Here is a 26,372-nt window from a genome sequence, read left to right as displayed (position 1 = left end):
GCAGTTGAGGCTTATAAGTGATCGTAATACACTAGCGCCTTGTTTTTGAATGCTGATATTTTGGAACTCAATGTGGCAGAAGATAATAAACTGAGTGATGTTGCAACTGATACAGCTCAACTGATTCAGCAGGCGGGTGAAAAAACCACAAAATCAGTAATTCAACATACTGAAAAATACCATGACGCCTATACCGCAATAGATAAAATCGTTGATGGTTTTTGGGAGCGTGTACCTTATTTATGTATTGCACTTGCGGTATTTTTATTTTTTTGGCTACTCACTAAACTATTTAAATTTTTCATTGCTAAAACCCTGACCAATCGTAGTTATACTCGACAAAATCTAGTATTGGTACTCAATCGAGTCGGCAGTGTTCTGATCTTGTTTTTTGGCTTTCTGATTGCATTGGTCATTGCCATTCCTGGTTTTACCCCAAGTCAGTTAGTCAGTGCATTGGGAATTGGCTCGGTGGCAATTGGTTTTGCTTTTAAGGATATTTTCCAAAATTTACTATCGGGTGTCCTGATTTTATTAGGCGAACCTTTTCGTATTGGCGATGACATTATTGTCAATAATATGGAAGGAACCGTTGAAGATATTCAAATTCGTGCAACCTTTCTACGTTCGCCCGATGGCCGTCGTTTAGTGATTCCCAATGCTACCGTTTATACCAGTGCGATTACCGTCAATACTGCTTATCAGCGCCGTCGTTGCGAATTTGTGGTGGGCATTGGTTATGAAGATGATGAACAAAAAGCCAAAGATATTATTATGAATATTCTAAATAATAATCGTAATGTTTTGAGTCAACCTGCTTTTAGTGTCAATGTTACAGCACTGGCCGACTTTTCAGTGAATTTAACTGTGCGCTGGTGGATTGATACCACTGAAACCAATATTGCTGCGTCGGTCAGTGAAGTTCAGGCTGAAGTAAAACAGGCCTTTAATGCTCAAGGTATTAATATTCCTTATCCAATTCAAGAGCTGAAAGTTCACCAAAACACTCCCCCCGATCTCGTAAGTACCCCTTCTACTCCAGATTCAAGCAAACAAGCGCCCCAATAAATAGGACACTGCTGTTTCAGTCCTTAAAATACGGTTGCCCAGATGATAAACCTGACAACCGTTATTTTTCATTAAATCCACCTCATAGGGAATAAATCCCCCTTCTGGCCCAATAATGATAGTGCAAGCATGATCAATTGTCTGGGGCATGGCAATTTCCGCATAAGGATGTGCCAGATAGGCAGGCCTATCTATCTGTATCATTTGCGGCAAAATATCTTCTACAAACGGCTTAAAGCGTTGGTATAATTGAATTTCTGGTGCATGGACATCACCCGCTTGTTCCAGTCCTAACGTCACATAATGATCCAGTTGTTGTAAAAAAGGCGTCTGCCAATAACTTTTATCCACACGATAACTGTGGATAAGTATCAACTTGTCCACACCCAATGTCACACTATCCATGACTAAACGGCGTAAAACTTTGGGTCTGGGCAAAGCAACCACCAAAGTCACTGGTAATTTAGCGGGAATCGTTTCTTCCTGAACAGGCTGAACCCAGATTTTTTCTGCATCAATTTTTTTAATTTCTGCCAAATAGCGCGCCTGATTACGAATTCCAATTTTGAGTTGATCACCAATATTGAGTTTTAAATGTTGAATAATATGTTGATATTGTCTGGGCTGCTGAATAATCCAGGATGCATCCTGACCATCTTCAGGTTGCAATAACACAATATTCATTCATTTGCCGTCCGCTGATCTAAATACTGGTCAATCACAGCAATATGACGTTGCAATGAACCCTGATTATGCGCTAACACTTGTTGTGCATGAGTTGTCATATTCTTTGCAGCATCTTGGTCATATAAATAATGTCGAAGTGCAAGTACTACACTTGATGCATCTGGCGCAATGTTAATCGCTTGTTCCGCTACACACTCATCAACAATGTTTTGAAAATTAAAATACTGCGGACCAATTACTGTTGGAACATGAAGCGCCATCGGCTCTAGAATATTGTGTCCGCCGCCCGGTTCATTGAGCGAACCGCCAACAAAACAAACCTGACTTAATGCATACCAAAGCCATAATTCTCCCATACTATCTGCCAGATAAACTTGAGTATCGGGCTGAACTTGTTGGCCTAAACTACGCCGCTGGGTATTTAAATTTAATTTCTGACATAACTGAAACACTTCATCAAAACGCTCAGGATGACGCGGAACAAGAATGCACAATAAAGCAGGATTATTTTGTAAATCTTCTAACAGTGTCTCAAGTAATAATTGTTCTTCTGGAGCATGGGTACTCGCCAACGTAATAATTTGACGTTCGGCTAATTGCCATTGTTGTTTAAGCTGTGCGGCTTGTTCCAAAAAATGCGGCGGCGCTGAAATATCAAACTTGATATTTCCAACTACTTCTGTTTTTTGTGCAGCCACGCCCAGCTCAATATAACGCTGTTGAGTGGACACATCCTGAGCCAGTAAACGATCCATTTTACTCAGCATAGCACGGGTTAAACCTGCAACCTTAGCATAGCCTTTAGCTGACTTTTCCGAAAGTCTGGCATTAAGTAACATGACAGCGATCTGTTGCTGCCGAGCTTGATCAATCAAATTTGGCCATAATTCTGTTTCGACCAACGCTAAAAAACGTGGCTGATAGTTTGAAAAAAACTGCTGGAGTAAATTAATTTGATCGACAGGTAAATACACTGCCTGAAATAAGTCGAGATAAGACGGTTTGAGAAATAATGATTTGGCGCGCGCTTGCCCTGTTTTGGTGGTATTTGTCACCAGAACTGGATAACCCATCTTAAGATAATGTTCAATAAGAGGTTGCGCTGCATTGGTTTCCCCCACTGAAACCGCGTGGAACCATAAGGCATAACGATTTTTAACAGGCTGAAATGGCCCAAAACGCTCCAGACATTCCTGTTGATAGAGTGCGTCTGTTTCAGCGCGCTGTTTAATCTTCCAGCGATAAAACGGCTTGATACACGCCAATAAAAAGTTATACCAAAATGGAGTCGCCAAATATTTTGATCTCAATTAATTTTACAGGGCTGAATATAACAGAGCGGCGTACTTTAGTTAAAGTACACCGCTCTAAAGAAAATTAGCTATTTATGCTTTAAGTGTATGCTCAGCTAGAACAGGATAATCTGTATAACCGACTGCACCCTTGGCATAAATGGTTTCAGGATTGAGTTCATTTAATGGCGCACCTGTTTCCAGACGAGTCAACAAATCTGGATTGGCGATATAGGCTTTACCAAAAGAAACCGCATCCGCTTCATTGTTCGCTAAAAGCGCTTTGGCTGATTCAGGACTAAGATTTTCATTGGCAATCCAAGCTCCTGTAAATTGCTGACGCAATTGTGGACTAATACTGTCTTCAGCTTGATATTCACGTGAAAAAACAAAGGCAATATGGCGCTGACTGAGTTGTTGCATCACATAACCAAACGTTTCAAGTGGATTGGCATCGCCCATGTCATGCGAATCTGCTCTTGGTGCAATATGAACTCCAACACGTCCCGCACCCCAAACATCAATAAATGCATCCACCACTTGCAACAATAACCGTGCCCGATTTTCTAGCGTTCCGCCATATTCATCATCACGCTGATTGGTGGTACTTTGCAAAAATTGATCAATCAAATAACCATTGGCAGCATGTAATTCCACCCCATCAAAACCAGCGACCTTCGCCAACTCTGCCGCGTGTTTATATTGCGCAACAATCTCCTGAATTTCTTCAATTGATAAAGCGCGTGGCGTAACAAAAGGACGTTTTGGTCGTAATAAGCTTACATGTCCAGCAGGTTGAATCGCACTTGGCGCCACAGGAGTATCGCCATCCAGAAGTTCTGGATCAGAAATACGCCCAACATGCCAAAGTTGAACCACAATTTTGGAGCCTTGCGCATGTACAGCTTCAACAATTGGATGCCATGCCTGCGCCTGTTCCTCAGACCAAAGCCCAGGTGTCTCTGCATAACCCACTGCTTTTGGAGCAATGACCGTCGCTTCAGTCAGGATCAAACCCGCTTTTGCACGCTGCGCATAATATTCCTGCATAAGTGGATTAGGAATACGGCTTTCACCACTACGCGCACGCGTTAAGGGAGCCAGCACCAGACGATTTTTAATTTCAAAATCGCCAATTTTCAGTGGAGAATTCAATTCAGCCATAATTGCCTCGGCTCACGCTACTGATTATAGCGCTTGTTTTAAATGATCGAGATATTGCTGAATCAATGCTTCATTACGCGAAAAATAGGACCATTGACCATATTTTTCAACCTTGATCAGACCTGCCTGCTGTAATACAGACAAATGATTAGACATGGTGGATTGGGAAACATTACCTAAACGTTCAATGTGACCCGCACAGATACCACGCTCAAAATTGCCACACTCTTCCATCGACAAATATTGGGCAGGTTGCTTCAACCATTGCAAAATTTGCCGACGAGTCGGATTGGCTAAGGCTTTAAAAATCGCATCTACATCCATAAACGTTGCTCATGGGCTAAATGACAAAGCATTGTTCAGCATCTATACCTATTATATCGAATAATTACGATATTAATATTCATTTTTTTAAATATTAATATCTATTTTTATAGATATATCGTAATGAGATGTAACGTTAGCTTTGCCAACTGACTTTTAACTTAGAGACCTTGTTTTAAACTGGCCTCAATAAACTTGTCCAGATCACCATCTAGCACAGCGCCAGTATTGGAGTTTTCAACCCCAGTTCTTAGATCTTTAATACGTGAATCATCAAGAACATAAGAGCGAATCTGACTGCCCCACCCAATATCGGATTTGGAGTCTTCAAGTGCTTGTGCTGCTTCATTACGTTTGCTCATTTCCAGCTCATAGAGCTTGGCACGTAACTGCTTCCATGCATGATCACGGTTGGCATGTTGCGAGCGCTGGTTTTGACACGCGACTACAATACCCGTTGGAGTATGGGTTAAACGTACTGCCGAATCGGTTTTGTTAATATGCTGACCGCCCGCACCCGAAGCACGATAAGTATCAGTACGTACATCAGATGGATTGATTTCAATCTCGATATTGTCATCAATTTCTGGTGAAACAAACACTGCACTAAACGAAGTATGACGGCGGTTACCACTGTCAAATGGGGACTTACGCACTAAACGGTGTACACCAGATTCGGTACGCAACCAGCCATAGGCATATTCACCTTCAACCCGAATAGTTGCAGATTTTATCCCCGCGACGTCACCATCAGATTCTTCCATCAATTCAGCTTTGAAACCATGACGTTCAATCCAACGCATGTACATGCGTAATAACATGGATGCCCAATCTTGTGCTTCAGTACCACCAGAACCAGCCTGAATCTCGACATAGCACGGATTTGGATCCATCGGATTACTAAACATACGACGGAATTCCAACTTGGCCAGTTCTTCTTCTGCCGTACCAAGTTCACTTTCAACATCGACCAATAAGCTTTCATCATCGGCTTCAACAGCTAGGTCTAGCATGGCTTTGGCATCTTCTAACTGATCAGCCAAACCCTCTAGAACACCAATTACATTTTCAAGCTCGCCTTTTTCTTTAGCCATCGCTTGGGCACGACTCTGGTCATTCCAGATCGCAGGATCTTCTAATTCACGCAGGACTTCTTCTAACCGTTCTTTTTTCAGATCGTAGTCAAAGATACCCCCGTAGCGTTTGACTACGTTCAGTTAAATCTTTTAGTTGGTTTAGATAAGGATTAATTTCCACGCGATTGTGCTCACATCAAAAATAAATAGCGCATTATTTTAGCATAAAGTGTTTTTTAAGGGATGATTTGAAAATATTCCGTTTATAGTCGGCATAAAAGCGCGTCATATAACGGAGAAATAAACTTAAAAATGTCTGAATAATCTTTTCATATTAACTAAAATTAAACGGTAATTTTTTGCTATAAAATCATCTCTATCATGATGTGTAATAGAGATATTTACTCACAAAAATGCGCTTTTTTTGCGCAACCCCATACAATACTCACAAAACAATGTATCTTTTAATAAAACAAAACATTTGTAAAATAATTTTAAAATCAAATAGTTGATACAATTTTTTTACATAGGACTTACAATATTACAGTACAGTTACTATCTCAAGATTGACGCACTCTTTTTTTCCACTAGACTGAAGTTGTAACAAAAGATTTAATTTTAAAAACTTTGGAGGGGAGATTTTTCCATGAAAAAATTAGCAATTGCATCTGCTTTATTGTCGACATTGGCATTTGTAGGCACAGCACATGCTTATCAAGCAGAAGTGGGTGGTTCACTCGATTATCTAGATCCAGATGATAGTAGTAGTGTGACAAAATTTGGCGTAGATGGAACTTATTATTTCAATCCAGTCCAAACTCGTAACTCACCACTTGCTGAAGCTGCCTTCCTTGATCGTGCCAGCAATGTAAATGCACATGTTAAATATGGTGATAACAGCGGTACTAAAGATACCAACTATGGTATAGGTGCTGAATACTATGTTCCAAATTCAGATTTCTATTTAAGTGGTAATGTTGCACGTGATGAGCTTGAATACGACAACATTAATGCTGAACGTAAATTAACAACGTATGGTGCTGAAGTCGGTTATTTACCTGTACCTGGCTTACTCGTTGCTTTGGGTCTTAAAGGCTACGACGTAAAAGGGGGTGATGATGGTGTTGATCCAACACTACGCGCCAAATATGTGACTCAAATGGGTCAACATGACGTAAACCTTGAAGCTTATGGCGGTTTTGGTGATCTTGATGAATTCAGCGTACGTGGTGACTACTACCTAGATAAAACCTTAAGTCTTGGTGTGGATTACTACAACAATGACTCTTTAGATAAAGATGAATGGGGCATTAATGCCAAGAAATTCCTGAATCAACAAGTCAGCGTTGAAGGCCGTGTCGGTTTCGGTGATAACTACAATACTTATGGTGTACGTGCCGCTTACCGTTTCTAATCGAAACATGAGTTATAAAAAATCGCTCAAATCGAGCGATTTTTTTATTTTAAAACTTAATGAATATAACTTATTTATTTCAGTCATTATTGTCCCCCATCTTTTATTTAATTTTTATTTTAGTAAACGTTTACACCTCCAAAATGTAAAGAAAACTTTACACTTTTATAAATTACGAATATCCTTAATGTAAAGTAAACTTTACATAGGTATCCAATGAATAAATCTCGTGCTGTTCTGGAATTAGTTTTAGCCATTACATTTTATGTGGTGATCTTGATTATTTCATTAAAAGCACTTACTCATATTGAAAATCAATCGTTAAAAGTCTTGGTTTCTTTACTTCCCGTGCTTCCCGTTATACTGGTGTTCTGGGTTATTATTCGTCAATTTATTCGTTTTGATGAATTACAGCGTAAAATTCAATTACAAGCACTCGCCATTAGTTTCCTCGGCACCGCATTCCTTACTTTTAGCTACGGCTTTTTGGAAAATATTGGATTTCCCAAACTGACCATGTTTATTGTCTGGCCTATCATGGGAACCTTTTGGTCAATGAGTACAATTATAGGTACTTGGTATTACAATCGATGAGAAATAAGCTTCCTACACTACGCAAAAATCAAGGATTATCGCAAAATGATTTGGCTGTTTTGCTGGGTGTGTCTCGCCAAACGATTAATGCCATTGAAAAAGGCCGTTATGACCCGAGTCTGTCTCTGGCATTCAAATTATCAAGACAGTTTAAATTAACAATTGAGGAAATATTTCCGCAAGATGAAAACAGCTCAGATCACACTATTGAATAAATAAGAACGCTTTCATTTCACATAAAAAGGGCAAAATAAAAGCAAGTTCGTTATTTAGCCTACTTTTATGTTGTTTTCTAAATTCAATTATTGTTCTAAATAAATAATCCGTAGCTGTAAGCTGACCGAACCATTAAATTGATTGCGCTCCAGTTCATACACCAGCCGCACACTTTCTTTCATTGGATTGAATTCAAATTTATCTTTTGCATTAAAGGCAATAGCATCCACTGTTGCACCATGATCCAAAGCCAGTTTAAGCTTCAAATGACTCTCTTTGAGCCAGCGATAGTCTAGTACCTGAAACTCACCTTCAAACTGAGGTAAGGGAAATTTATGTCCCCACGGCCCAAGCTGCTCAATTTGGTTCAACATTTCCAAATGAAAAGCATCATGAGGTAAACGGCCATCTGTCCATAGGGTCGCCTGAAATAACTCCTGATCCATATCCGCCAGCAAATCTGTAAAATGCTGTTTAAACGCCTGAAAATGATCTTTATGCAAGGTTAAACCTGCCGCTGCCGCGTGTCCACCAAAATGACTAATCAAATCAGGATGACGCTCCGCCACACGTTCAATTGCATCACGAATATGAATGCCATCAATAGAACGTGCTGAACCCTTAATATGCTGCCCATCTTCATCGGGTGCAAACACAATACTAGGACGATGAAATTGTTCTTTTAAACGTCCTGCAACAATCCCGATTACCCCCTGATGCCAACTCTGTTCAAATAAGACCAACGCGGGAGGAATACACTCCATTTCCAGTTGAAGCTGTGTCAGATAATCGAGTGCCTGTTGCTTCATACTGGTTTCGACTTGGCGGCGTTCTACGTTGAGCTGATTCAGTTGTACTGCAATCTCATAAGCTTTGGCATAGTCATCTGCCAATAGGCACTCAATCCCAATATTCATGCTGTCCATGCGTCCAGCAGCATTAATACGTGGTCCGAGCACAAACCCTAAATCTTGCGCTTTTAAACTGGCAGCATCGCGTTTAGAGATTTCCAACAACGCTAAAATGCCCAAGCGACATTGCTGCTGCTGAATACGTTTTAAACCCGCATCCACCAAAATTCGATTGTTATAGTCCAGACTGGCCACATCTGCATACGTTCCCAACGCCACAAGATCCAGATACTGGCTGATTTTAGAACTACTCTTTTTGAATTTACTACGATACGTGGCTAGATTTGCCAGTAAGTAAAAAGCAACCCCGACCCCCGCCAGTGCTTTACTTGGAAACTCACAGCCCAATTGGTTAGGATTAACCACCGCCTCAGCCAGCGGAGTAGCTTTGGTGGTAAGGTGATGGTCAGTAATAATGACGTTCATCCCTAAAGCATGACAATGCTCAACACCTGCATGACTAGAAATACCATTGTCCACGGTAATAAGTAGATCTGGCTGAAAACGCTGATGCGCCAGTTCTGCAATAGCAGGTGTTAATCCATAGCCATATTTAAAGCGATCAGGCACCAAATACTCTACATCTGCGCCCATATCACGCAGTACCAATATCATTAATGCCGTACTGGTCGCACCATCAGCATCATAATCCCCCACAATCACGATCTTTTGTTGCTGATCAATGGCCTGATCAATCAGTTCAATGGCTTTATCCAGATCTTTAAGTTGTGGAGCAAGCAAATGTTTGAGTTTTAAATCAAGTTCATCGCTTGAGCTGACCCCGCGACGTGCCAGAATTTCAGCAATAAAAGGAGGCACATCTTGAAATTGTTCAGGATGTGTCAATAAAGGGCGCTGTTTAATTTGAAATTGGGTCATTTAAGGCATTAAACGCTGTAACTTCCATGTACCGTTCACTTTCTCATAACTTAATCGGTCATGTAAACGGTTAGGTCTGCCTTGCCAGAATTCATAATAATCAGGCTGTACACGATATCCGCCCCAAAATTCAGGTTTTGGAAGTTCAGCTTTGTCTCCAACCTGATCATGTAACTGATGAAAGCGCTGTTCCAATACATCCCGATTTTCAACTACACCGCTTTGTGGCGTACTGATATGTGCCGCAATCTGGCTATCTCGCGGACGCTTATGATAATAATCAATCGCTTCCAACTCAGAGATTTTATTGACCCGACCACTGATACGAATCTGTCGTTCTAGATCATGCCAATAAAAAAGCAGTTCAACATAAGGATTTTCAGCTAAGTCCTGCCCTTTTTGGCTGTCATAGTTGGTATAAAAATCGTAGCCTGCTTCAGTTGCACCACGCAGTAAGAGCGTCCGCACATGAGGTCGACCTTGTAAATTACAAGTAGCAACCGACATAGCATAAGGTTCATGCACCTTGGCTTCCAGTGCGTAATTAAACCACTGCAAAAATTGCTCATGAGGATTTAGGCTCACTTGATTCTCATACAGCTCACCTTTTTCATAGCTGAGACGCAGTTCACTCAAGTCTTTAATCAGGTCAATCATATTTGTACCTCTTAGGCAGCGGTAGCGTGATTGCGTACTGCTTCAGCTAACTGATTGGCCAATGCAACAACTTCTTCGTGTTGATCACCTTCAACCATCACTCGAATGACTGGCTCTGTGCCTGACTTACGAATCAGTAAACGACCACGTCCTTTAAGTTGAGCTTCGGCTTTTTCAAATTCGCTGACCAAAGCAGGCACTGCATAAGGATCGATCATTTGATCAAGACGAACATTCACTAAGACCTGAGGAAATAGTTTAAAGTCAGCCACCAATTCATGCAGTGCCTTTTCCTGTTCGACCATGACCGTCAAAACTTGCAGTGCTGCAATAATCGCATCACCTGTGGTGCTTTTATCCAAAGTTAAAATATGACCTGATGGTTCACCACCAGTCACCCAATTATTTTCCTCAAGGGCTTGCAGTACATAGCGATCACCCACTTTAGCGCGAACAAAAGGTACTTCAGCTTTTTCAAGTGCCAATTCTAGTGCCATGTTACTCATGACGGTACCCACAATACCGGCAGGCTTGTTATTGGCCTGAGTTGCCAAAATATAGAGGATATGATCACCATCCACTTGATGGCCAAACTGATCGACCATAATGACACGGTCAGCATCGCCATCAAAAGCGATTCCTAAATCTGCTTGATGTTCTACTACTGCTTTTTGTAGATTTTCAGGATGGGTTGATCCGCAATGTTCATTAATATTCAAACCATTCGGTTCGTTATATAGCGCAATAACTTTGGCACCTAATTCACGGAAAACCGCAGGCCCAACGCTATAAGCCGCACCATTGGCACAATCCACCACAATCTTTAAATTGCGTAGATCAAAATGATACGGAAAAGTCGATTTACAGAATTCGATATAACGTCCATTGGCATCTTTAACCCGTACGCTTTTACCCAGATTAGCGGTATTTTCGATCTGGATATCTTGTTCTAATTCTTTATTAATTTGTTCCTGTAAATCATCTGGTAATTTTTTCCCTTCACTAGAAAAAAACTTAATCCCATTATCATAATAAGGATTATGTGAGGCAGAAATGACAATCCCTGCATGTGCATGTAACGCACGAGTTAAATGGGCAATGGCGGGAGTCGGGAGCGGACCTAATAAATGTACGTAAACACCAGCAGCGTTAAGACCTGCTTGCAAAGCTGCTTCCAGAATGTAACCAGAAAGTCGTGTATCTTTCCCTAAAACGACCAGTGGCTTTGCTTTTGGATTGGTACGTTTGAGAACCTTACCCGCAGCAAATCCTAATTTTAATGCAAACTCAGGGGTAATTGGCATTTCTCCAAATTTTCCACGAATGCCATCTGTTCCAAAATAACTCATGTTCTACTCACTTATTATGGACTGCTCGATCACAGCCTTTCTCTCATCCTGATTACTTTACACCAAAACAAAAATGCCGTCAGTGAACTGACGGCATTTTCCTGTGTGGGTATGGTGAAAATTAACCCACCCGATAGTTTGGTGCTTCTTTGGTAATGGTCACATCATGTACGTGTGATTCCTGCATACCCGCAGAAGTAATTTTGACAAACTTGGTATTCTGACGCATATCTTCAATATTGGCAGAACCTGTATAGCCCATCGATGAACGTAAACCACCCATCATTTGATGCACAATCGCACTCATAGGACCTTTATAAGGAACACGACCTTCGATGCCTTCTGGTACTAGTTTTTCAACACCCGCCTTTGCATCCTGAAAATAACGGTCAGATGAACCCGTTGCACCAGACATTGCGCCAAGTGAACCCATACCACGATACGCTTTATAATAGCGCCCCTGGAAGAACTCAACTTCACCTGGAGCCTCTTCAGTACCCGCCATGAGGGAACCTACCATAATCGTACTCGCACCCGCAGCAATGGCCTTAGCCAAGTCGCCTGAGTAACGAATACCACCGTCGGCAATTAATGGAATTTGTTCTTTTAGGGCAGAAGCAACATTATCAATTGCTGAAATCTGAGGAACACCAATACCTGCGACAATACGTGTAGTACAAATCGACCCAGGACCAATCCCAACTTTCACCGCATCTGCACCAGCATCTAGTAAAGCTAATGCAGCATCACCCGTTGCAATATTACCACCGATCACCTGAACTTGCGGGTAGTTTTGCTTAACCCAGCGTACCCGTTCAATTACACCTGCAGAGTGACCATGTGCAGTATCCACTACGATTACATCGGCACCTGCTTCAACCAAAGCTTCAACACGTGCAGGTGTTTCAGCACCTGTACCGACCGCAGCACCAACACGCAAACGACCTAAGTCATCTTTACAGCTATTTGGATAAAGCTCGGCTTTACGAAAGTCAGTTACCGTGATCAGACCTTTCAAGGCATGACTGTCATCGACCACCAATACTTTTTCGATCCGATGCTTTTGCAGTAGAGCCTGAATGTTTTCTTTGGACTCACCTTCTTTCACTGTCACTAAGCGATCTTGTGGCGTCATGATATTGCTGACAGGCTGATCCAGATTCGTTTCAAAACGTGTATCACGCCCTGTAACAATCCCAACAACTTTGCCATCTTTTACGACAGGTACACCGCTAATATTATTGGCCTGTGTAATAGCAATTAGTTCACCTACAGTCGTTTCAGGCGTAACCGTAATTGGGTCTTTCACCATACCTGCTTCAAATTTTTTGACACGGCGCACTTCAGCTGCTTGTGCGGCAATATCCATATTTTTATGCAAAATACCAATACCGCCATTTTGAGCCATGGCAATCGCCATACGTGACTCAGTCACTGTATCCATAGCAGCCGAAACGAGAGGAATATTAAGTTGAATACCGCGGGTCAAACGTGTCTTTAGGGAGACATCTTTTGGAAGAACTGTAGAGTAGGCAGGGAGTAATAAGACATCATCGAAGGTCAACGCTTCTTGAACGATGGTCAGCATAACAATCTCACTGGTAGTTTCCGTGCGCTATTATAAACAAATTTGCCATTAATTTTCATTTTTATTGTGGGAATTTTTCAGCCCATGCCTAATTTTTGCTAAAAAAAAGCTTAAATAAGCCCAGCTTGCTTCATCTCATTTTTGAAATATGCATAATAAATGGGTGCAGCAACTAAACCACCTAAACCAAAAATTGCCTGTAGTACCAACATCGCAATTAATAATTCCCAAGCTTTCGCATTGATTCTTTGTCCCACGATATCGGCATTTAAAAAATATTCCAGTTTATGAATTAGCACGAGATAAACCAGCGCAATACCCGCTGTTGTAAAGGAAACACTGACTGCAGATAGTACGACTAGCGTATTAGACATTAAATTACCCACTACGGGTAGCAACCCCAGTACAAAGGTTAAAATAACCAATGTTTTTCCAAAGGGTAAATGCATACCTAATAACGGTAAAGCAATGAAAATAAACAGACCTGATAAAACCGTATTAATTAGGGAAATTTTCACCTGTGCAAAGACGACATTTTTAAATGCCTGATAAAGCACATGCAACCGTTGTAGGCAAGCTCGACGAAAACTTGGAGTGTGTTCATCTTCCTGCGGGGGATTGAGCGAAATAAGCGCACCTAAAATCATGCCAATAATCATGGTGACAAAAGCATGTAATACGTCAGTTCCAGCATGTTGTAAGGTTCCGGCATGATCTTTTGACCATCTCAACAAATAGTCTTTCATTTCATCAATACTTTCAGGAAATATTCCCAAAAAATATCCACCAAACTCCTGCTGAAATTTATGTAGTAATGCATCAATATTGGTACTGACAGCCGATAAACCGCCATCTTTTAAATCGTGCACGACATAAGCACTTAAGCTAACCACCAAAAAAACCAGCACGCTAATAATAATGACACTAAACAAAGCAACCACTGCCAGACGGCTGTATCTGCGATTGAAGAAACCTTCGATATAAGGACTTAAGCTGGTGACCAAAGCATATATCAATAAACCAGATAGCAAACCTACCAATAAATGCAGGGGAATAATGATCAACAACATTAAAGGAATGACGATATAACTGGCAATCAGACTTTGTCGTTCATTCAACAGCTGCATTTTTTGGTCCTTTATTCTAATCAGAATAAAAATATCAATAGGAGTTTTAACCTTACTGCTATTTTAAAATAGAGTCACTATCAAAATCTGTTATGAATTGCTCATTTGTTTAGATCATAAAATTATTTTCTGCATGATCACTTTACTATTGAATCAATTTTCTATTTAAAAGCATATCTCTTTACTTACTTTTCTATTCACATGATACAAAAATTTCAAAATAAAATATAAAAAAGCATCTGTGAACAGATGCTTAAATTATGTCTAAACTAGAATTAAAAAAAGTAATGTTGTACCAAAGTTGAAATTCCAACAATTAGAAAAATGGCCGCGCCAATTTTATGAATCAAGGAAATTGGCAAACGATCCGCCATTTTATTACCAATAAATACTGCTGGAGCATTTGCGATCATCATGCCTATCGTCGTTCCAAGCATAACCCAAAATACGCTATCGAAACGAGCCGCGAGAGCAACTGTTGCAATTTGAGTTTTATCTCCAATTTCAGCAAGGAAAAACAGGATAAAGGTTGCGCCAAACACACCGAAGCGTTGCCATTTATTAATACTATCAGTTTCATCGTCCAGTTTATCTGGAATCAACATCCAAAGCGCCATTCCAATAAATCCAACAGCTAATACCCATACCATGACAGTTGGATTGAGTACCGTGGTGAGCCATTGACCTAACACAGCGGATAAACCGTGGTTAATGGTGGTGGCCAATAAAATAGCGATGAGGATAGGAACAGGTTTGCGGAACCGGGCAGCGAGTAAAAGCGCAAGGAGCTGGGTTTTGTCGCCCATTTCAGCAAGGGCAACAACAGAAGTCGAAATCAGGAATTCTTGCATATCTGTTCTCTGGCTAGCATATATACCTATGACCTACCGCCCCTGCTAGCCAAAAAGTGCAGAACGATAAATCAAAGGTCTTGCCAACTCAGGAACGCGAAAAACGTTCAAGCTATGATGACCATGTTCAGTTGAACAATTATGTTGATCATCACCCAATTACTTTGCGTAATTGGAGGCTACTCCCCAATGAAGTAAAGCCAGTTTAACGGGCTTTTACTATTTTTTCAAATCGATTTTCTATCTTATTGGGCCTTTTTTATGTAGATACAAGCAAATAGTTGGCCCCAATTTCAATTATAAAAAAACCCCGCCAAAGCGAGGTCTTTTTATAAGAGACATTAGATCAGTAACGTACGAATATCTTTAAGCAATTTGGTTAGCTTGTTGGTAAACCGCGCTGCATCAGCACCATTAATGACACGGTGATCATAAGAAAGCGATAATGGCAACATTAAACGCGGATCAAAGTCCTTACCATTCCACACAGGCTGCATTGTCGCAGGTGAAATACCTAAAATCGCAACTTGAGGCCAGTTGACTAATGGTGTAAATGCCGTCCCGCCAATTGAACCCAAACTGGTAATGGTAAAGTTAGCGCCTTGTAAGTCTTTTGGTGATAATTTCTTGTCACGTGCTTTTTGACTCAATTCACCCAACTCAACCGCAATTTGTTTAATTGACTTCTGATCTGGGTTACGCAACACCGGTACAGTTAAACCATCAGGTGTCGCCACTGCAATACCCATATGGATTTCGTTCCGCAACAATACTGATTTTTGATCATCAGCCAAATGTCCTGCAAAATATGGCTCTTCTTTAAGCAAGTGTGCAACAGCTTTAGCGATAAAGGCCAAGATCGTCAGACTAACACCTTGCTTTTTAAAGCCATCTTTCAGCTCACCGCGCCATGCCTCTAGCTCAGTAATATCCGCCAAGTCAAACTGGGTGACTTGAGGAATAAAGTTATTAAGAGATAACTGGGGCACAGACACTTGCTGTAAGCGGGTCATGGTTTTAACTTCACCACCACCAAAAGCACTGAAATCTGGCAATGCTGGCAATCCAGAAGCCACTGCCGCCGCAGCATTCGCTGGGGTTGGCGCAGGTGCAGTCATGCGCTGCTTCACATGGGCATAGATGTCTTCTTTCATCAAACGACCATGTTCACCCGAAGCTTTAACTTGTGCCAGAATCACACCTAGCTCACGTGCTAGTTTACGCACCGCAGGGCCTGCATAAACTTTTGCATTTTCTGCTTCCTGCGCTTGACTCAATTTATTGACCGAGTCGACCACAGCAGCCTTTGGTTGTTCAGCAGGTTTTGCAGCACTTTCTGTTTTTACCGATGCAGTTTGAGCAGCAGGTTTACTGGCTTGCAGTTTGGCTTTAGGCGCTGCTTTTGCTTCACCTTCAATCGTTGCCAGCGCAATGCCCTGTTTAACCTCTTGTCCAACACTGACATGAATCGCTTTTACGACACCTGCAATACTGCTTGGTACTTCGACTGAAGCTTTATCCGATTCAACCACACACAAACTTTGTTGAGCTTCTACGCGATCGCCCACTTGTACCAAAATTTCAGATACCGTGGCTTTATCCACCCCGAGATCAGGTACGTTAATTTCCTGTTCCCCTGAGCTAACAGTTTCCTGTGTATCCGTTTCATCTTCAACAGTTGTTGAAGCGGTCTCGACAGATTGCGCTACGGTATTTTCATTTGCCGTAGTGACCTGTTCACGTCCACCTTGAGTTTTAACTTTTAGCAGAAGTACACCTTCTTTAACTGAGTCTCCCTCTTTTACGGCAACACTCTCAACTGTTCCAGACACAGGGCTCGGCACTTCAACGGATGCTTTATCTGATTCAAGCAAAATCAAACTATCATTTTCAGTAATTTCATCGCCCACTTTAACTAATAGTTCAGCAACCGTTGCTTTTTCTACACCAATATCTGGAACTTGTACTTCCACGATAGTAGTTGCACCAGATGAAGCTGAAATAGTAGGTCGAGTTGCTGGTTTCTTGGTAGCTTCAGATGAAGTAGCTTCCGATACTTCTTCAGATTTTACAGCTGCCTTTTCTTCAGTCGCAGCTTCACTTCCACTTTCTAATTCAACTAGAACCGTTCCTTCTGTCACTTCATCGCCTTGGTTGACCAAAATACTTTTGACCACACCGGATGCTGTACTTGGAACCTCGACAGAAGCTTTATCCGATTCAAGTAGAATCAGACTATCATTTTCAGAAATCTGGTCACCAACCTTAACTAAAATCTCGGCAACGGTTGCTTTTTCTACGCCAATATCAGGTGTTTTCACTTGCATCGCTTAGTTCCCCTCACCTGATTGAGTTTCATGGTATTCCGCTACAGGTTGTACTTCAGGATGTGCCTGTGGAGCCCAAGCTACTGGACGATCAGTATCTAACTCAAAGCTAGAAATCGCATCTTTCACCAAACGATTTTCCACTTCGCCTTCATCTGCCAGTTTTTTCAATGTAGCCACCACAATATGTGCTGCATCAACACCGAAATAACTACGCAAATTACCACGGGTATCCGAACGGCCATAACCATCTGTACCTAGCGTTACATAGGGACGATTGTCTGGTAAATAAGCGCGAATCTGTTCACTATAAGCACGCATATGATCGGTTGCAGACACCACGATACCATCTGTACCACGTAACTGCTGTGATACCCAAGACTCTTTCGTGTCTTCAGCCAGTGGATGTAAGCGGTTATATTCATCACATACCATACCATCACGCGCCAGCTCATTAAAGCTGGTCACACTCCAGATGTTTGAATGAATTTGATATTCTTCACGCAGGATTTTCGCAGCTTTAATTACTTCACGTAAAATAACCCCTGAGCCCAATAACTGAACTGTGGCCTGCTCATCTTTTTCAAAGAGATACATACCACGCTTAATACCTTCTTCTGCACCGTTTGGCATTTCGGGATGTTCGTAGTTTTCATTCATTACCGTTAAGTAATAGAACACACGCTCTTGATTCACATACATGCGTTTTAAACCATCATGTACAACAACCGCCAGCTCGTAGCCAAAGCAAGGATCATAAGCGATACAGTTTGGAATAGTTCCCGCCAGAATATGCGAATGGCCATCCTGATGTTGCAAGCCTTCACCATTCAACGTGGTTCGGCCTGCAGTTGCACCAAGCAAGAAACCTTGCGCCTGTGCATCACCTGCGGCCCACGCAATATCACCAATACGCTGGAAGCCAAACATCGAGTAATACATATACATCGGAATCATTGGCAAGTTATTGGTTGAATAACTCGTACCAAGCGCAGCCCATGCACTCATGGCACCCGCCTCGTTAATCCCTTCCTGTAACATATGACCATCTTTGGCTTCACGATAGTTCATGAGCTGTTCATTGTCTTCTGGTGTATATTTCTGGCCATGCGCAGCATAAATGCCCAATTGACGGAACATACCTTCCAAACCAAAAGTACGCGCTTCATCTGGAACAATCGGCACAACACGGTCTTTAATTGCTTTTTCTTTAAGCAGGGCCGCGATCAAACGCACCATCACCATAGTGGTAGATTGTTCTTTACCGTTACTGCCGCTTAATACGCTATCAAAAATTGAAATTTCAGGGATCGCCAACGCTTCACTTTCTTTACGACGTGCAGGTAAGTAACCACCCAATGCTTCACGACGCGCTTTCATATATTTCAATTCTGGCGAGTTTTCTGCTGGACGATATAACGGCAACTCTTCAAGTTGCTCATTGGTAAATGGCAAATTGAAGCGATCACGTACATACTTAAGTGAATCAACATGCATTTTTTTGATCTGATGAGTTTTATTGACTGCTTCAATCTCATCAGATAAGCCATAACCTTTAACAGTTTTTGCCAAAATTACTGTAGGTTGACCTGTACTCTTCATCGCTTCAGTATAAGCTGCAAATACTTTATACGGATCATGACCACCCCGATTTAGATTATCAATATCTTCATCGCTCAGGTTTTTCACTAATTCTTCAGCTTCAGGATACTTCCCAAAGAAGTGCGCACGTGTATAAGCACCGCCCTTCACTTGATAACGTTGATAATCACCATCAACAGCCTCTTCCATCACTGCTTTTAACGCGCCTGATTTATCATTGGCCAGTAAAGGATCCCAGTGACGTCCCCAGACCACTTTAATCACACGCCAGCCTGCGCCACGGAATAAAGATTCAAGTTCCTGAATAATTTTACCATTACCACGTACAGGGCCATCTAAGCGCTGTAAATTACAGTTCACTACCCAAATTAAGTTATCTAACTTTTCACGACCTGCAAGTGAAATGGCACCTGTACTTTCAGGCTCATCCATTTCACCATCACCAAGATAGGCCCAAACTTTACGGTTTTCTTCTTTAATTAGACCTCGGTTCATCAAGTACTTTTGAATGTGTGCCTGATAAATCGACATAATTGGACCAAGACCCATCGATACCGTTGGGAATTGCCAATAATCTGGCATCAAATACGGATGTGGATAGCTAGATAAACCATTACCGTTAACTTCACGTCGGAAATTATTCAATTGATCTTCAGTCAAACGGCCTTCAAGAAATGAACGGGCATAAATACCAGGTGCGCAATGACCTTGGTAATAAATCATATCGCCGCCAAAACTATCGCTATTAGCACGGAAAAAATGGTTAAAGCCAACATCATATAAGGTAGCTGAAGATGCAAAACTGGCCAAGTGACCACCCAGATCATCACCTGTTTTGTTAGCGCGTAGCACCATTGCCAGTGCATTCCAGCGAATAAGGGCACGGATACGACGCTCCATATCCTGATCACCTGGCATTGCAGGTTGTTCTTCTACTGAAATTGTATTTAAGTAAGGGGTATTTAGGCGCTGAATAGGCACATGCTTCGCAATCGCGCGTTGATAAAGCTTTTCGAGTAAAAAAGCAGCACGTTCTGTACCCATATGCTGCAAAACTGAATCAAATGCATCTTGCCATTCTTGGGTTTCTTGTGCGTCGGAATCACCATAAAACGCCATAATTCACCTTTCCCTTAGTCTACGGTTAGTCCATATTTTTATCATATTTGGTGCAGGTAAAGTTATCCCCACAGGTGAATACAGATTGACAGCATTATTTAGATAATAAATAGTTGATGACTTTTCATTACCTAAAATAACAAAAAATCGCCAATTTAGGCGATTTTTTATACACAATATTTTGAATTTGATGATAGCTTGAATAGAAATGTGATTAATTAAATCCGCATTTATGGAAGTAAAGCGAGATAACTTGATGGATTTTTACGCTCACCATCACGCACTACTTCAAAATGCAGATGAGGACCTGTACAACGGCCTGTACAGCCAACATTGGCAATGTGTTCACCTGCCTGTACCTGATCGCCTGCACGCACCATAATACGTGATGCATGTGCATAGCGAGTAAGGTATCCATTGCCATGATTTACTTCAACGTACTGGCCATAACCTGTACCCCAACCTGCCTTGGTCACGATTCCAGGACCTGTCGCATAAATTGGTGTACCACTTGGAGCAGCCAAGTCAATACCAGAATGTCCACGTGTTGTGCCCATCAGGGTTCGCATACCATATTCAGATGAAACGCGCGTCATATCGGGTAAAGGGTGTTTAATCAACCATGAAGAATAAGGATTATTACTTGAAGCAGAAGCCGAGAATTTAGCTGTGTTACTTGTTTTACCATATTTCTTTTCAAGAGATTCATTGTTTAACTCAACCGTTTTCTCACGTAGTGTCACCGATACTTTAGCCGATGCAGGGAGATCAAGATCATCAGGATGAGTATAAGAGCCTTGCGAAAGCGTACGAGACAATGCTTCTAGGCGATCTGGTGCATCTGGGCTATTCAGTGTTTGATAATCTGCGAAAGCAACTGATGCAGCAGAAGCTGCCAGTGAAAAAGCAAGTAGTATACGTCGCGAATGCATAAAAAAACCTCTTGAACTGTTCTTAAAAAGTTCCTTGCGTGATCTCGTCCTTGATATCTATTGAAATGAGCGTTTAAGATGACAATAATCTGGCGAGGAAAATCCAGCACCATGACTGATCCTAAAAACGTGTTTCAACAAACAAGAAAACACATAAAAACAGGAAACTTAACGTTTCTTACAACGCAAGTCGCACAATGGCAAAGACTTACGAAAGTTATTCAGCCCCTACTGCCACAACCTGAAAATTGGCAGGTGGTCTGTTATCAATATGGTGTTTTGACGATTACCGGTGAAAATCAAGCCATGATTAGTCAACTCGGATATCTTCAAACACAATACATTTCTAAACTTGTTCAACTCGAAGGATTGCATGATTTACAGAAACTTCAGGTTAGATTAAGAAATTCATCCCAAAATCATCATCAAAGTCATGTAACTGAGGTCACTTCTTTACCACCAGAAACACAAGAAATGTTACGAAGTGCTGCTGGATTAGTGAACGACCCTAAGCTTAGCCAAGCTTTGCTGCGTTTGGCAAGCAATAAAAAGTAACAAGCATTTCAAAATATAAATATTCGCTTCAATTATTTTGTGACCTATTTAACACATTTAAAAGTTACAATATAACATAGCCCATCAAGACAATGACTTAGCTCACACTTACATAAGGAATTGGACATTCTTCTTCGTTATCAAATGTTACAATTTCGTAATTATCTGGATCACTTTGAACATTGCGTAATAGCTGATTATTGAGTGCGTGTCCTGATTTATAACCATCAAATTTTGCAATAATTTGATGTCCCATTAAATAAAGATCACCGACTGCATCCAAAATCTTATGTCGCACGAATTCGTCTGCAAAACGTAATCCTTCTTCATTTACCACGCCCGTATCGTCTACCCCAATTGCATTATCCAGACTGGCCCCAAGTGCCAGATTGTTGGCTTTGAGATAATCCAGATCTTTCATAAAACCAAAAGTACGAGCTTCACTCACTTCATAAACAAAAGTTTCAGTTGAAAAATCGATGGTGGCTGATTGGTATTCTTTAGCAAAAGCAGGATGATCAAAATCGATGGTGAAGTTAAGCTGAAAGCCTTCATGTGGACTAAATTTAGCCCGTTTATCATCAATTAAGGCTTCAACAGGTTTCAAAATTTTAATGAATTTTTTAGAAGCATTCTGCTCAATTAGCTCACCTTGCATCAGCAAGTAAATAAATGGACCAGCACTACCATCCATAATCGGGACTTCGGAAGCAGATACTTCAATAATCAAATTATCAATACCCAAACCCGCAATCGCACTCATCACATGTTCAATGGTGCCCACCTTAATATCATCCTGAACCAAGTTGGAACACATAAAGGCTTCCTGAATAAGCAAAGCATTGGCCTGAATGTCCACAGGTGGGTTGAGATCAATCCGACGAAACACGATTCCCCCATCAATAACATGCGGCAGAAAATTGATCATCACTTTTTGACCACTATGGAGACCAATTCCACTGGCTTTCACCACACGTTTGAGGGTACGTTGTTTCAACATGCTACTCTAACTTCAATTCAAAAACCGCTATACGTTAGCACATTTAGTTATTGATAAAAAACAAAAAAGGCAGTGTAAATACACTACCTTTTCATAAATGATTGATTTTATTACTTGCGTTGCTGATTTTTCAAATAATCCTGAATGCTCATAGGCGATGAACGCGGTGCGGCACCTGCATTGGTTGCAACTGGAGCCTCAGTATTCTGGCGCTTATTAATCGCGGGAACATCATCTTCATCGGTAGGATGTGAACTTGGAACATGGACATGCCCTGCGCTCGCACGTTTTCTTGGCTGTTCTGCCTCTGAAGCGTTACGAGTTAAACCTGTCGCAATCACTGTTACACGTAGTTCATCACGCGCATCCGGATCAAATACGGTTCCATAAAAAATTTCACCTTCATCCAAATCGACAATTTGATTGACCACATCGGTAATAATTTCGGTTTCACGTAAGGTAATGTCATCACCACCTGTAATATTAATCAATACACCTTTAGCATTGATAATATTCACATTATCGAGCAACGGACTACGAATAGCCTGTTCTGCTGCTTGACGCGCACGATCTTCGCCACGTCCTAAACCTGCGCCCATCATGGCATAACCACGAGTACTCATTGCAGTTTTCAAGTCAGCAAAGTCAAGGTTGATGTGACCACGATTTACGACTAAATCAAAAATACTTCGTACCGCATTTAGCAATACATCGTCTGCTTTCTTGTATGCATCTTTCATCGAAATATCGCCATACACACTCAGCAAACGCTGGTTAGGAATGATAATCAATGAGTCTACATGTGCTTCAAGTGCATCAATGCCTTTTTCCGCAGCACGTTGACGGCGTCGCCCTTCAAAGTTAAATGGCGTGGTAACAACACCAACAGTCAAAATTCCCATTTCTTTGGCAACTTCAGCAACGACCGGCGCGGCACCTGTACCAGTCCCGCCCCCCATGCCCGCAGTCACGAACACCATATCCGTGCCTTCGAGATGTTGACGAATCACTTCACGGCTTTCTTCAGCAGCAATTTGACCGACTTCAGGATTAGCTCCAGCACCCAAACCACGAGTACTTTGTTCACCAAGCTGAATTTTAAAAGGTGCATTCATGCTATCAAGTGCTTGTTTGTCCGTATTTGCACAAACAAATTTCACACCTTTAATATCAGACTGCACCATATGTTGTACGGCATTACCACCACCACCACCGACACCAAACACAGTGAAACGGGCTTGACCGTTACTATCGGTTAGTTCATCTTCTATAAATTCAAATGAGGCCATGACCTTTAGGGTTCCTAATTTCAATAAGTGGCAGTCACTTCAGCCCGTACACTGCCTTAATACTTCAAAAAACAATAGATTTTAGAATGCTGTGCAATACTTACCTTGTCAAGTATGACAATTTTCTCTTACAACTTCCAAACAATATTCCCAACAAATGCATACATCTTAAAAAATAGCTTTTAACTTGCTATTCAAAGTATTCCAGCCATTGACTACACGGTCAACAAATGTGCGGTCATTAACTTCATCGGCCTCTTCCACTGCATCTTGCAATTCACTCTGGCTAAAAAGCAAAAGCCCTGCTGCGGTTGCATACATGGAACGTCGCAAAGCAGCCTGATGCTGATCATCAGCATACACCTGCAAAGGTGGATTACCTAAATGTGCAGAAACACCAAGCATACGACGTGCCAGACTGACCATACCTTCAATCTGACAGGCATCTCCAGTTAATACTACACCATGATAGAGACCATTAATCGCACCTGTACGTTCTAGCTCTTCACGAATCTGTGTAAAAATCTCTTCATACCGCGCAATAATGATTTCAGCAAGTTCTATGCGACTAATGGTTTGTGGTCCATCAATCGCCTGTACCTGAATCATGTGGTCTGGCTTCACCACACTTAAGTCAACACAACCATGTAAAATCTTAATGCGTTCTGCTTCTTCAGTTGTAGTTTGTAACACGGCTGCAATATCACGGGTAACATTTTCACCACCACGCTGTAGTGTCCGCGCTAAGGCCAAACGACCATCTAAATAGACCGCTATATTGGTGGTTCCTGCTCCAATATCCAGCAAGCAAACACCATATTCTTTCTCATCTTTCAGCAGACTGGCTTCTGCAGTTGCCAGACTTGACACGACCATTTTTTCAACACCGATATTGGCGCCTTTCATGGCACGATCCAGATTTTGCATGGTACTAATCGGCATCATCATCAACTGATAATGACCCGTCATGCTATGTGCGGACATATTAATCGGATTTTGTACCCATTCTGGTTCATCATCCAGCTCAAAACCCAAAGGTACAGCACTCGCTAGATAATAGTCTGGCGTGACGTGACTGGCTTTAGCCAATTCCAGAGCTCGCACAACTTCATTTGTACTAATCGTATGATCAGCCTTGGCAATCGGGGTACGCCCAGAAGCATAAAAACTTTGTAATTCTGTACTTGGAATCGATACCCATGCGGTATGTACACGACATTCCGCCATATTTTCTGCTTCAGCAACGGCGTTTTTAATTGCGGCAATGACTTTGTCGAGGCTAACAATTTTTCCTTTATTCATGCCACGGTTAGGCGCGTTTGCCATCCCGATGACCTGAATGTTATCCGGTGCGTGAACTCTACCAATTAAAACTGAAACTTTATGTGTCCCAATATCAATCGCAACAATCGAGGGAACAGCTTCACTCATTACTCACTACCACTTGTTCGTTATTTAGTATGGGCAAAAATGCCTGTTATTTTAAAACCATGTATTATGGCTTTGCGGTTATTCCACCTGCAACATTTGTGTCATCATTGGTTACAACAAACTGACCATTTACAATTTTTGGTGGTATTGCATTCTTCCACTGTAGTGATAATCCATTTCGGTATCGTAAATCAATGGCAGAGATTTTGGGCCACACGGGTTTTAAGTCAGTTTGCGCAAGATGACTCAGACGCTGCAACTTGCTCATGGTTTGATCCTGATCCACAATTACCCTTAAACCTGAATCAAACTGCATAAACCAAGTCATTCGTTCAGTTAAGTACAACTCTTTTAACCTGAGATTGACTGGATGAAATAGCTGATTAATTTCGTTATAACGGCGCATCATGGCTTTAGATTGGCTAAGAGGGCCATGTAACATTGGCAGATTAGGGTGATTTTGTGGATCTGCTTCACTAAACACATCACCGCCATCACTTAATAATCGTCCAGTACCCCAACGCGCAATTGCATGACGCGGCAATACACGAACTCGAATACTATTGGGCCAGGCACGTGATACAACCACACGATCAACCCATGAGATCTCAAGCGCTTTATCACGAATCTGCTCCAGATCCGAAGTAAAGTAATTATCTTTAACAATAGGCTGAATGTGTTGAATGAGTTGTTGTTGTTCTGTTGTCGAGTGAGTACCGACGACACTCAATTCAGCAATTTTGGCATCAGTAATAACTTTATATAAGCCAAAAATGCCTAAACCTAGTACCACAAATGCAACCAGCAGTAGTAACCATCCACCCGCATTGACCAGCTTTTGCTTAGGCGAAGGTGGTTTTTCATGGATGGAGGTAATGGCCGCACGACGACGGCGCATAGATGCTGGGAGTTGAGCCATA

At 41.6% G+C, this 26,372-nt stretch carries 23 protein-coding genes and 1 riboswitch; of the genes, 5 read left to right on the top strand and 18 right to left on the bottom strand.

What is annotated here, in order from left to right; genetic code table 11:
* Positions 1–72 precede the first annotated feature (72 nt).
* Positions 73–1,068, top strand: a complete 996-nt coding sequence (locus tag IAE20_RS00735; protein ID WP_200459038.1) for a mechanosensitive ion channel family protein — start codon at positions 73–75, stop codon at positions 1,066–1,068.
* Here the strand turns inward: IAE20_RS00735 and IAE20_RS00730 are convergent.
* From IAE20_RS00730 to prfB, 5 genes are all read right to left on the bottom strand, one after another.
* Complete coding sequence (locus IAE20_RS00730) at positions 1,045–1,752, bottom strand: 16S rRNA (uracil(1498)-N(3))-methyltransferase (protein WP_200482008.1); 708 nt, start codon at positions 1,750–1,752, stop codon at positions 1,045–1,047. The two genes, IAE20_RS00735 and IAE20_RS00730, sit on opposite strands and share 24 nt — an antisense overlap.
* Positions 1,749–3,050 carry a 3-deoxy-D-manno-octulosonic acid transferase gene (locus tag IAE20_RS00725; RefSeq protein ID WP_200482009.1) on the bottom strand — a complete coding sequence of 434 codons (1,302 nt, stop codon included), beginning with the start codon at positions 3,048–3,050 and terminating at the stop codon, positions 1,749–1,751. The genes IAE20_RS00730 and IAE20_RS00725 overlap by 4 nt, the downstream gene beginning before the upstream one ends.
* A 90-nt stretch (positions 3,051–3,140) precedes the next feature.
* Positions 3,141–4,211, bottom strand: a complete 1,071-nt coding sequence (locus IAE20_RS00720) for an alkene reductase (protein WP_200482010.1) — start codon at positions 4,209–4,211, stop codon at positions 3,141–3,143.
* 24 nt (positions 4,212–4,235) lie between these two features.
* Entirely contained in the window at positions 4,236–4,535 is a 300-nt protein-coding gene (locus IAE20_RS00715; RefSeq protein ID WP_200482011.1) for an ArsR/SmtB family transcription factor, read from the bottom strand.
* Between the two features lie 161 nt (positions 4,536–4,696).
* A protein-coding gene (gene prfB, locus IAE20_RS00710) for a peptide chain release factor 2 (RefSeq protein WP_200459033.1) occupies positions 4,697–5,792 on the bottom strand; the annotation gives its coding sequence in 2 pieces (ribosomal slippage) (positions 4,697–5,719 and positions 5,721–5,792; 1,095 coding nt in all).
* Between the two features lie 465 nt (positions 5,793–6,257).
* On the opposite strand from prfB, the gene IAE20_RS00705 reads away from it, so the two are divergent.
* The 3 genes from IAE20_RS00705 to IAE20_RS00695 all read left to right on the top strand — a co-directional run bounded on the left by IAE20_RS00705 (position 6,258) and on the right by IAE20_RS00695 (position 7,834).
* On the top strand, positions 6,258–7,025 hold the full coding sequence (locus IAE20_RS00705) for a putative porin (protein ID WP_200482012.1): 768 nt from the start codon (positions 6,258–6,260) through the stop codon (positions 7,023–7,025).
* Positions 7,026–7,241: 216 nt separating this feature from the next.
* Positions 7,242–7,619: a hypothetical protein gene (locus IAE20_RS00700; RefSeq protein WP_200482013.1), complete on the top strand. Its 378-nt coding sequence runs from the start codon at positions 7,242–7,244 to the stop codon at positions 7,617–7,619.
* Positions 7,616–7,834: a helix-turn-helix transcriptional regulator gene (locus IAE20_RS00695; RefSeq protein WP_200482014.1), complete on the top strand. Its 219-nt coding sequence runs from the start codon at positions 7,616–7,618 to the stop codon at positions 7,832–7,834. The genes IAE20_RS00700 and IAE20_RS00695 overlap by 4 nt, the downstream gene beginning before the upstream one ends.
* A gap of 87 nt (positions 7,835–7,921) precedes the next feature.
* Here the strand turns inward: IAE20_RS00695 and recJ are convergent, their stop codons facing one another.
* The 9 genes from recJ to IAE20_RS00650 all read right to left on the bottom strand — a co-directional run bounded on the left by recJ (position 7,922) and on the right by IAE20_RS00650 (position 21,177).
* Positions 7,922–9,625: a single-stranded-DNA-specific exonuclease RecJ gene (gene recJ / locus IAE20_RS00690; RefSeq protein WP_200482015.1), complete on the bottom strand. Its 1,704-nt coding sequence runs from the start codon at positions 9,623–9,625 to the stop codon at positions 7,922–7,924.
* A complete protein-coding gene (gene pdxH, locus IAE20_RS00685; protein WP_200482016.1) occupies positions 9,626–10,282 on the bottom strand; it encodes a pyridoxamine 5'-phosphate oxidase in 657 nt (218 codons plus the stop codon). It abuts the gene before it with no gap.
* A gap of 11 nt (positions 10,283–10,293) precedes the next feature.
* Positions 10,294–11,631, bottom strand: coding sequence for a phosphoglucosamine mutase (gene glmM, locus IAE20_RS00680; RefSeq protein ID WP_200482017.1), 1,338 nt, complete (start codon positions 11,629–11,631; stop codon positions 10,294–10,296).
* 121 nt (positions 11,632–11,752) lie between these two features.
* Positions 11,753–13,219: an IMP dehydrogenase gene (gene guaB / locus IAE20_RS00675; protein ID WP_200459028.1), complete on the bottom strand. Its 1,467-nt coding sequence runs from the start codon at positions 13,217–13,219 to the stop codon at positions 11,753–11,755.
* A gap of 110 nt (positions 13,220–13,329) precedes the next feature.
* Positions 13,330–14,346: an AI-2E family transporter gene (locus tag IAE20_RS00670; RefSeq protein ID WP_200482018.1), complete on the bottom strand. Its 1,017-nt coding sequence runs from the start codon at positions 14,344–14,346 to the stop codon at positions 13,330–13,332.
* Positions 14,347–14,621: 275 nt separating this feature from the next.
* Positions 14,622–15,197: a TMEM165/GDT1 family protein gene (locus IAE20_RS00665; protein ID WP_200459026.1), complete on the bottom strand. Its 576-nt coding sequence runs from the start codon at positions 15,195–15,197 to the stop codon at positions 14,622–14,624.
* A 93-nt stretch (positions 15,198–15,290) separates the two neighbouring features.
* Positions 15,291–15,397: riboswitch (yybP-ykoY riboswitch) on the bottom strand.
* A gap of 141 nt (positions 15,398–15,538) precedes the next feature.
* A complete protein-coding gene (locus IAE20_RS00660; protein ID WP_200482019.1) occupies positions 15,539–17,524 on the bottom strand; it encodes a 2-oxo acid dehydrogenase subunit E2 in 1,986 nt (661 codons plus the stop codon).
* 3 nt (positions 17,525–17,527) lie between these two features.
* The gene (gene aceE / locus IAE20_RS00655; protein ID WP_200459024.1) at positions 17,528–20,245 is read right to left on the bottom strand and encodes a pyruvate dehydrogenase (acetyl-transferring), homodimeric type; all 2,718 of its coding nucleotides are present in this window, start codon (positions 20,243–20,245) and stop codon (positions 17,528–17,530) included.
* Between the two features lie 230 nt (positions 20,246–20,475).
* Complete coding sequence (locus IAE20_RS00650; protein ID WP_200459023.1) at positions 20,476–21,177, bottom strand: M23 family metallopeptidase; 702 nt, start codon at positions 21,175–21,177, stop codon at positions 20,476–20,478.
* A gap of 111 nt (positions 21,178–21,288) precedes the next feature.
* On the opposite strand from IAE20_RS00650, the gene IAE20_RS00645 reads away from it, so the two are divergent.
* Positions 21,289–21,732 carry a DUF721 domain-containing protein gene (locus tag IAE20_RS00645; RefSeq protein ID WP_200459359.1) on the top strand — a complete coding sequence of 148 codons (444 nt, stop codon included), beginning with the start codon at positions 21,289–21,291 and terminating at the stop codon, positions 21,730–21,732.
* A 97-nt stretch (positions 21,733–21,829) separates the two neighbouring features.
* Here IAE20_RS00645 and lpxC read toward each other — a convergent pair whose 3' ends face one another.
* The 4 genes from lpxC to IAE20_RS00625 form a co-directional block, all read right to left on the bottom strand.
* Complete coding sequence (lpxC, locus tag IAE20_RS00640) at positions 21,830–22,732, bottom strand: UDP-3-O-acyl-N-acetylglucosamine deacetylase (RefSeq protein ID WP_200459022.1); 903 nt, start codon at positions 22,730–22,732, stop codon at positions 21,830–21,832.
* Between the two features lie 110 nt (positions 22,733–22,842).
* A complete protein-coding gene (ftsZ, locus tag IAE20_RS00635) occupies positions 22,843–24,021 on the bottom strand; it encodes a cell division protein FtsZ (RefSeq protein ID WP_200459021.1) in 1,179 nt (392 codons plus the stop codon).
* Between the two features lie 168 nt (positions 24,022–24,189).
* Complete coding sequence (ftsA, locus tag IAE20_RS00630) at positions 24,190–25,452, bottom strand: cell division protein FtsA (protein WP_200459020.1); 1,263 nt, start codon at positions 25,450–25,452, stop codon at positions 24,190–24,192.
* Positions 25,453–25,516: 64 nt separating this feature from the next.
* Positions 25,517–26,371, bottom strand: a complete 855-nt coding sequence (locus tag IAE20_RS00625) for a cell division protein FtsQ/DivIB (protein WP_200459019.1) — start codon at positions 26,369–26,371, stop codon at positions 25,517–25,519.
* Position 26,372: the final 1 nt, after the last annotated feature.

It is taken from the genome of Acinetobacter sp. S54 (genome assembly GCF_016624945.1).
Taxonomy (GTDB): Bacteria; Pseudomonadota; Gammaproteobacteria; order Pseudomonadales; family Moraxellaceae; genus Acinetobacter.
Note: the sequence above shows the minus strand (reverse complement) of the source record. Positions and strands in the feature narration are given on the sequence as shown.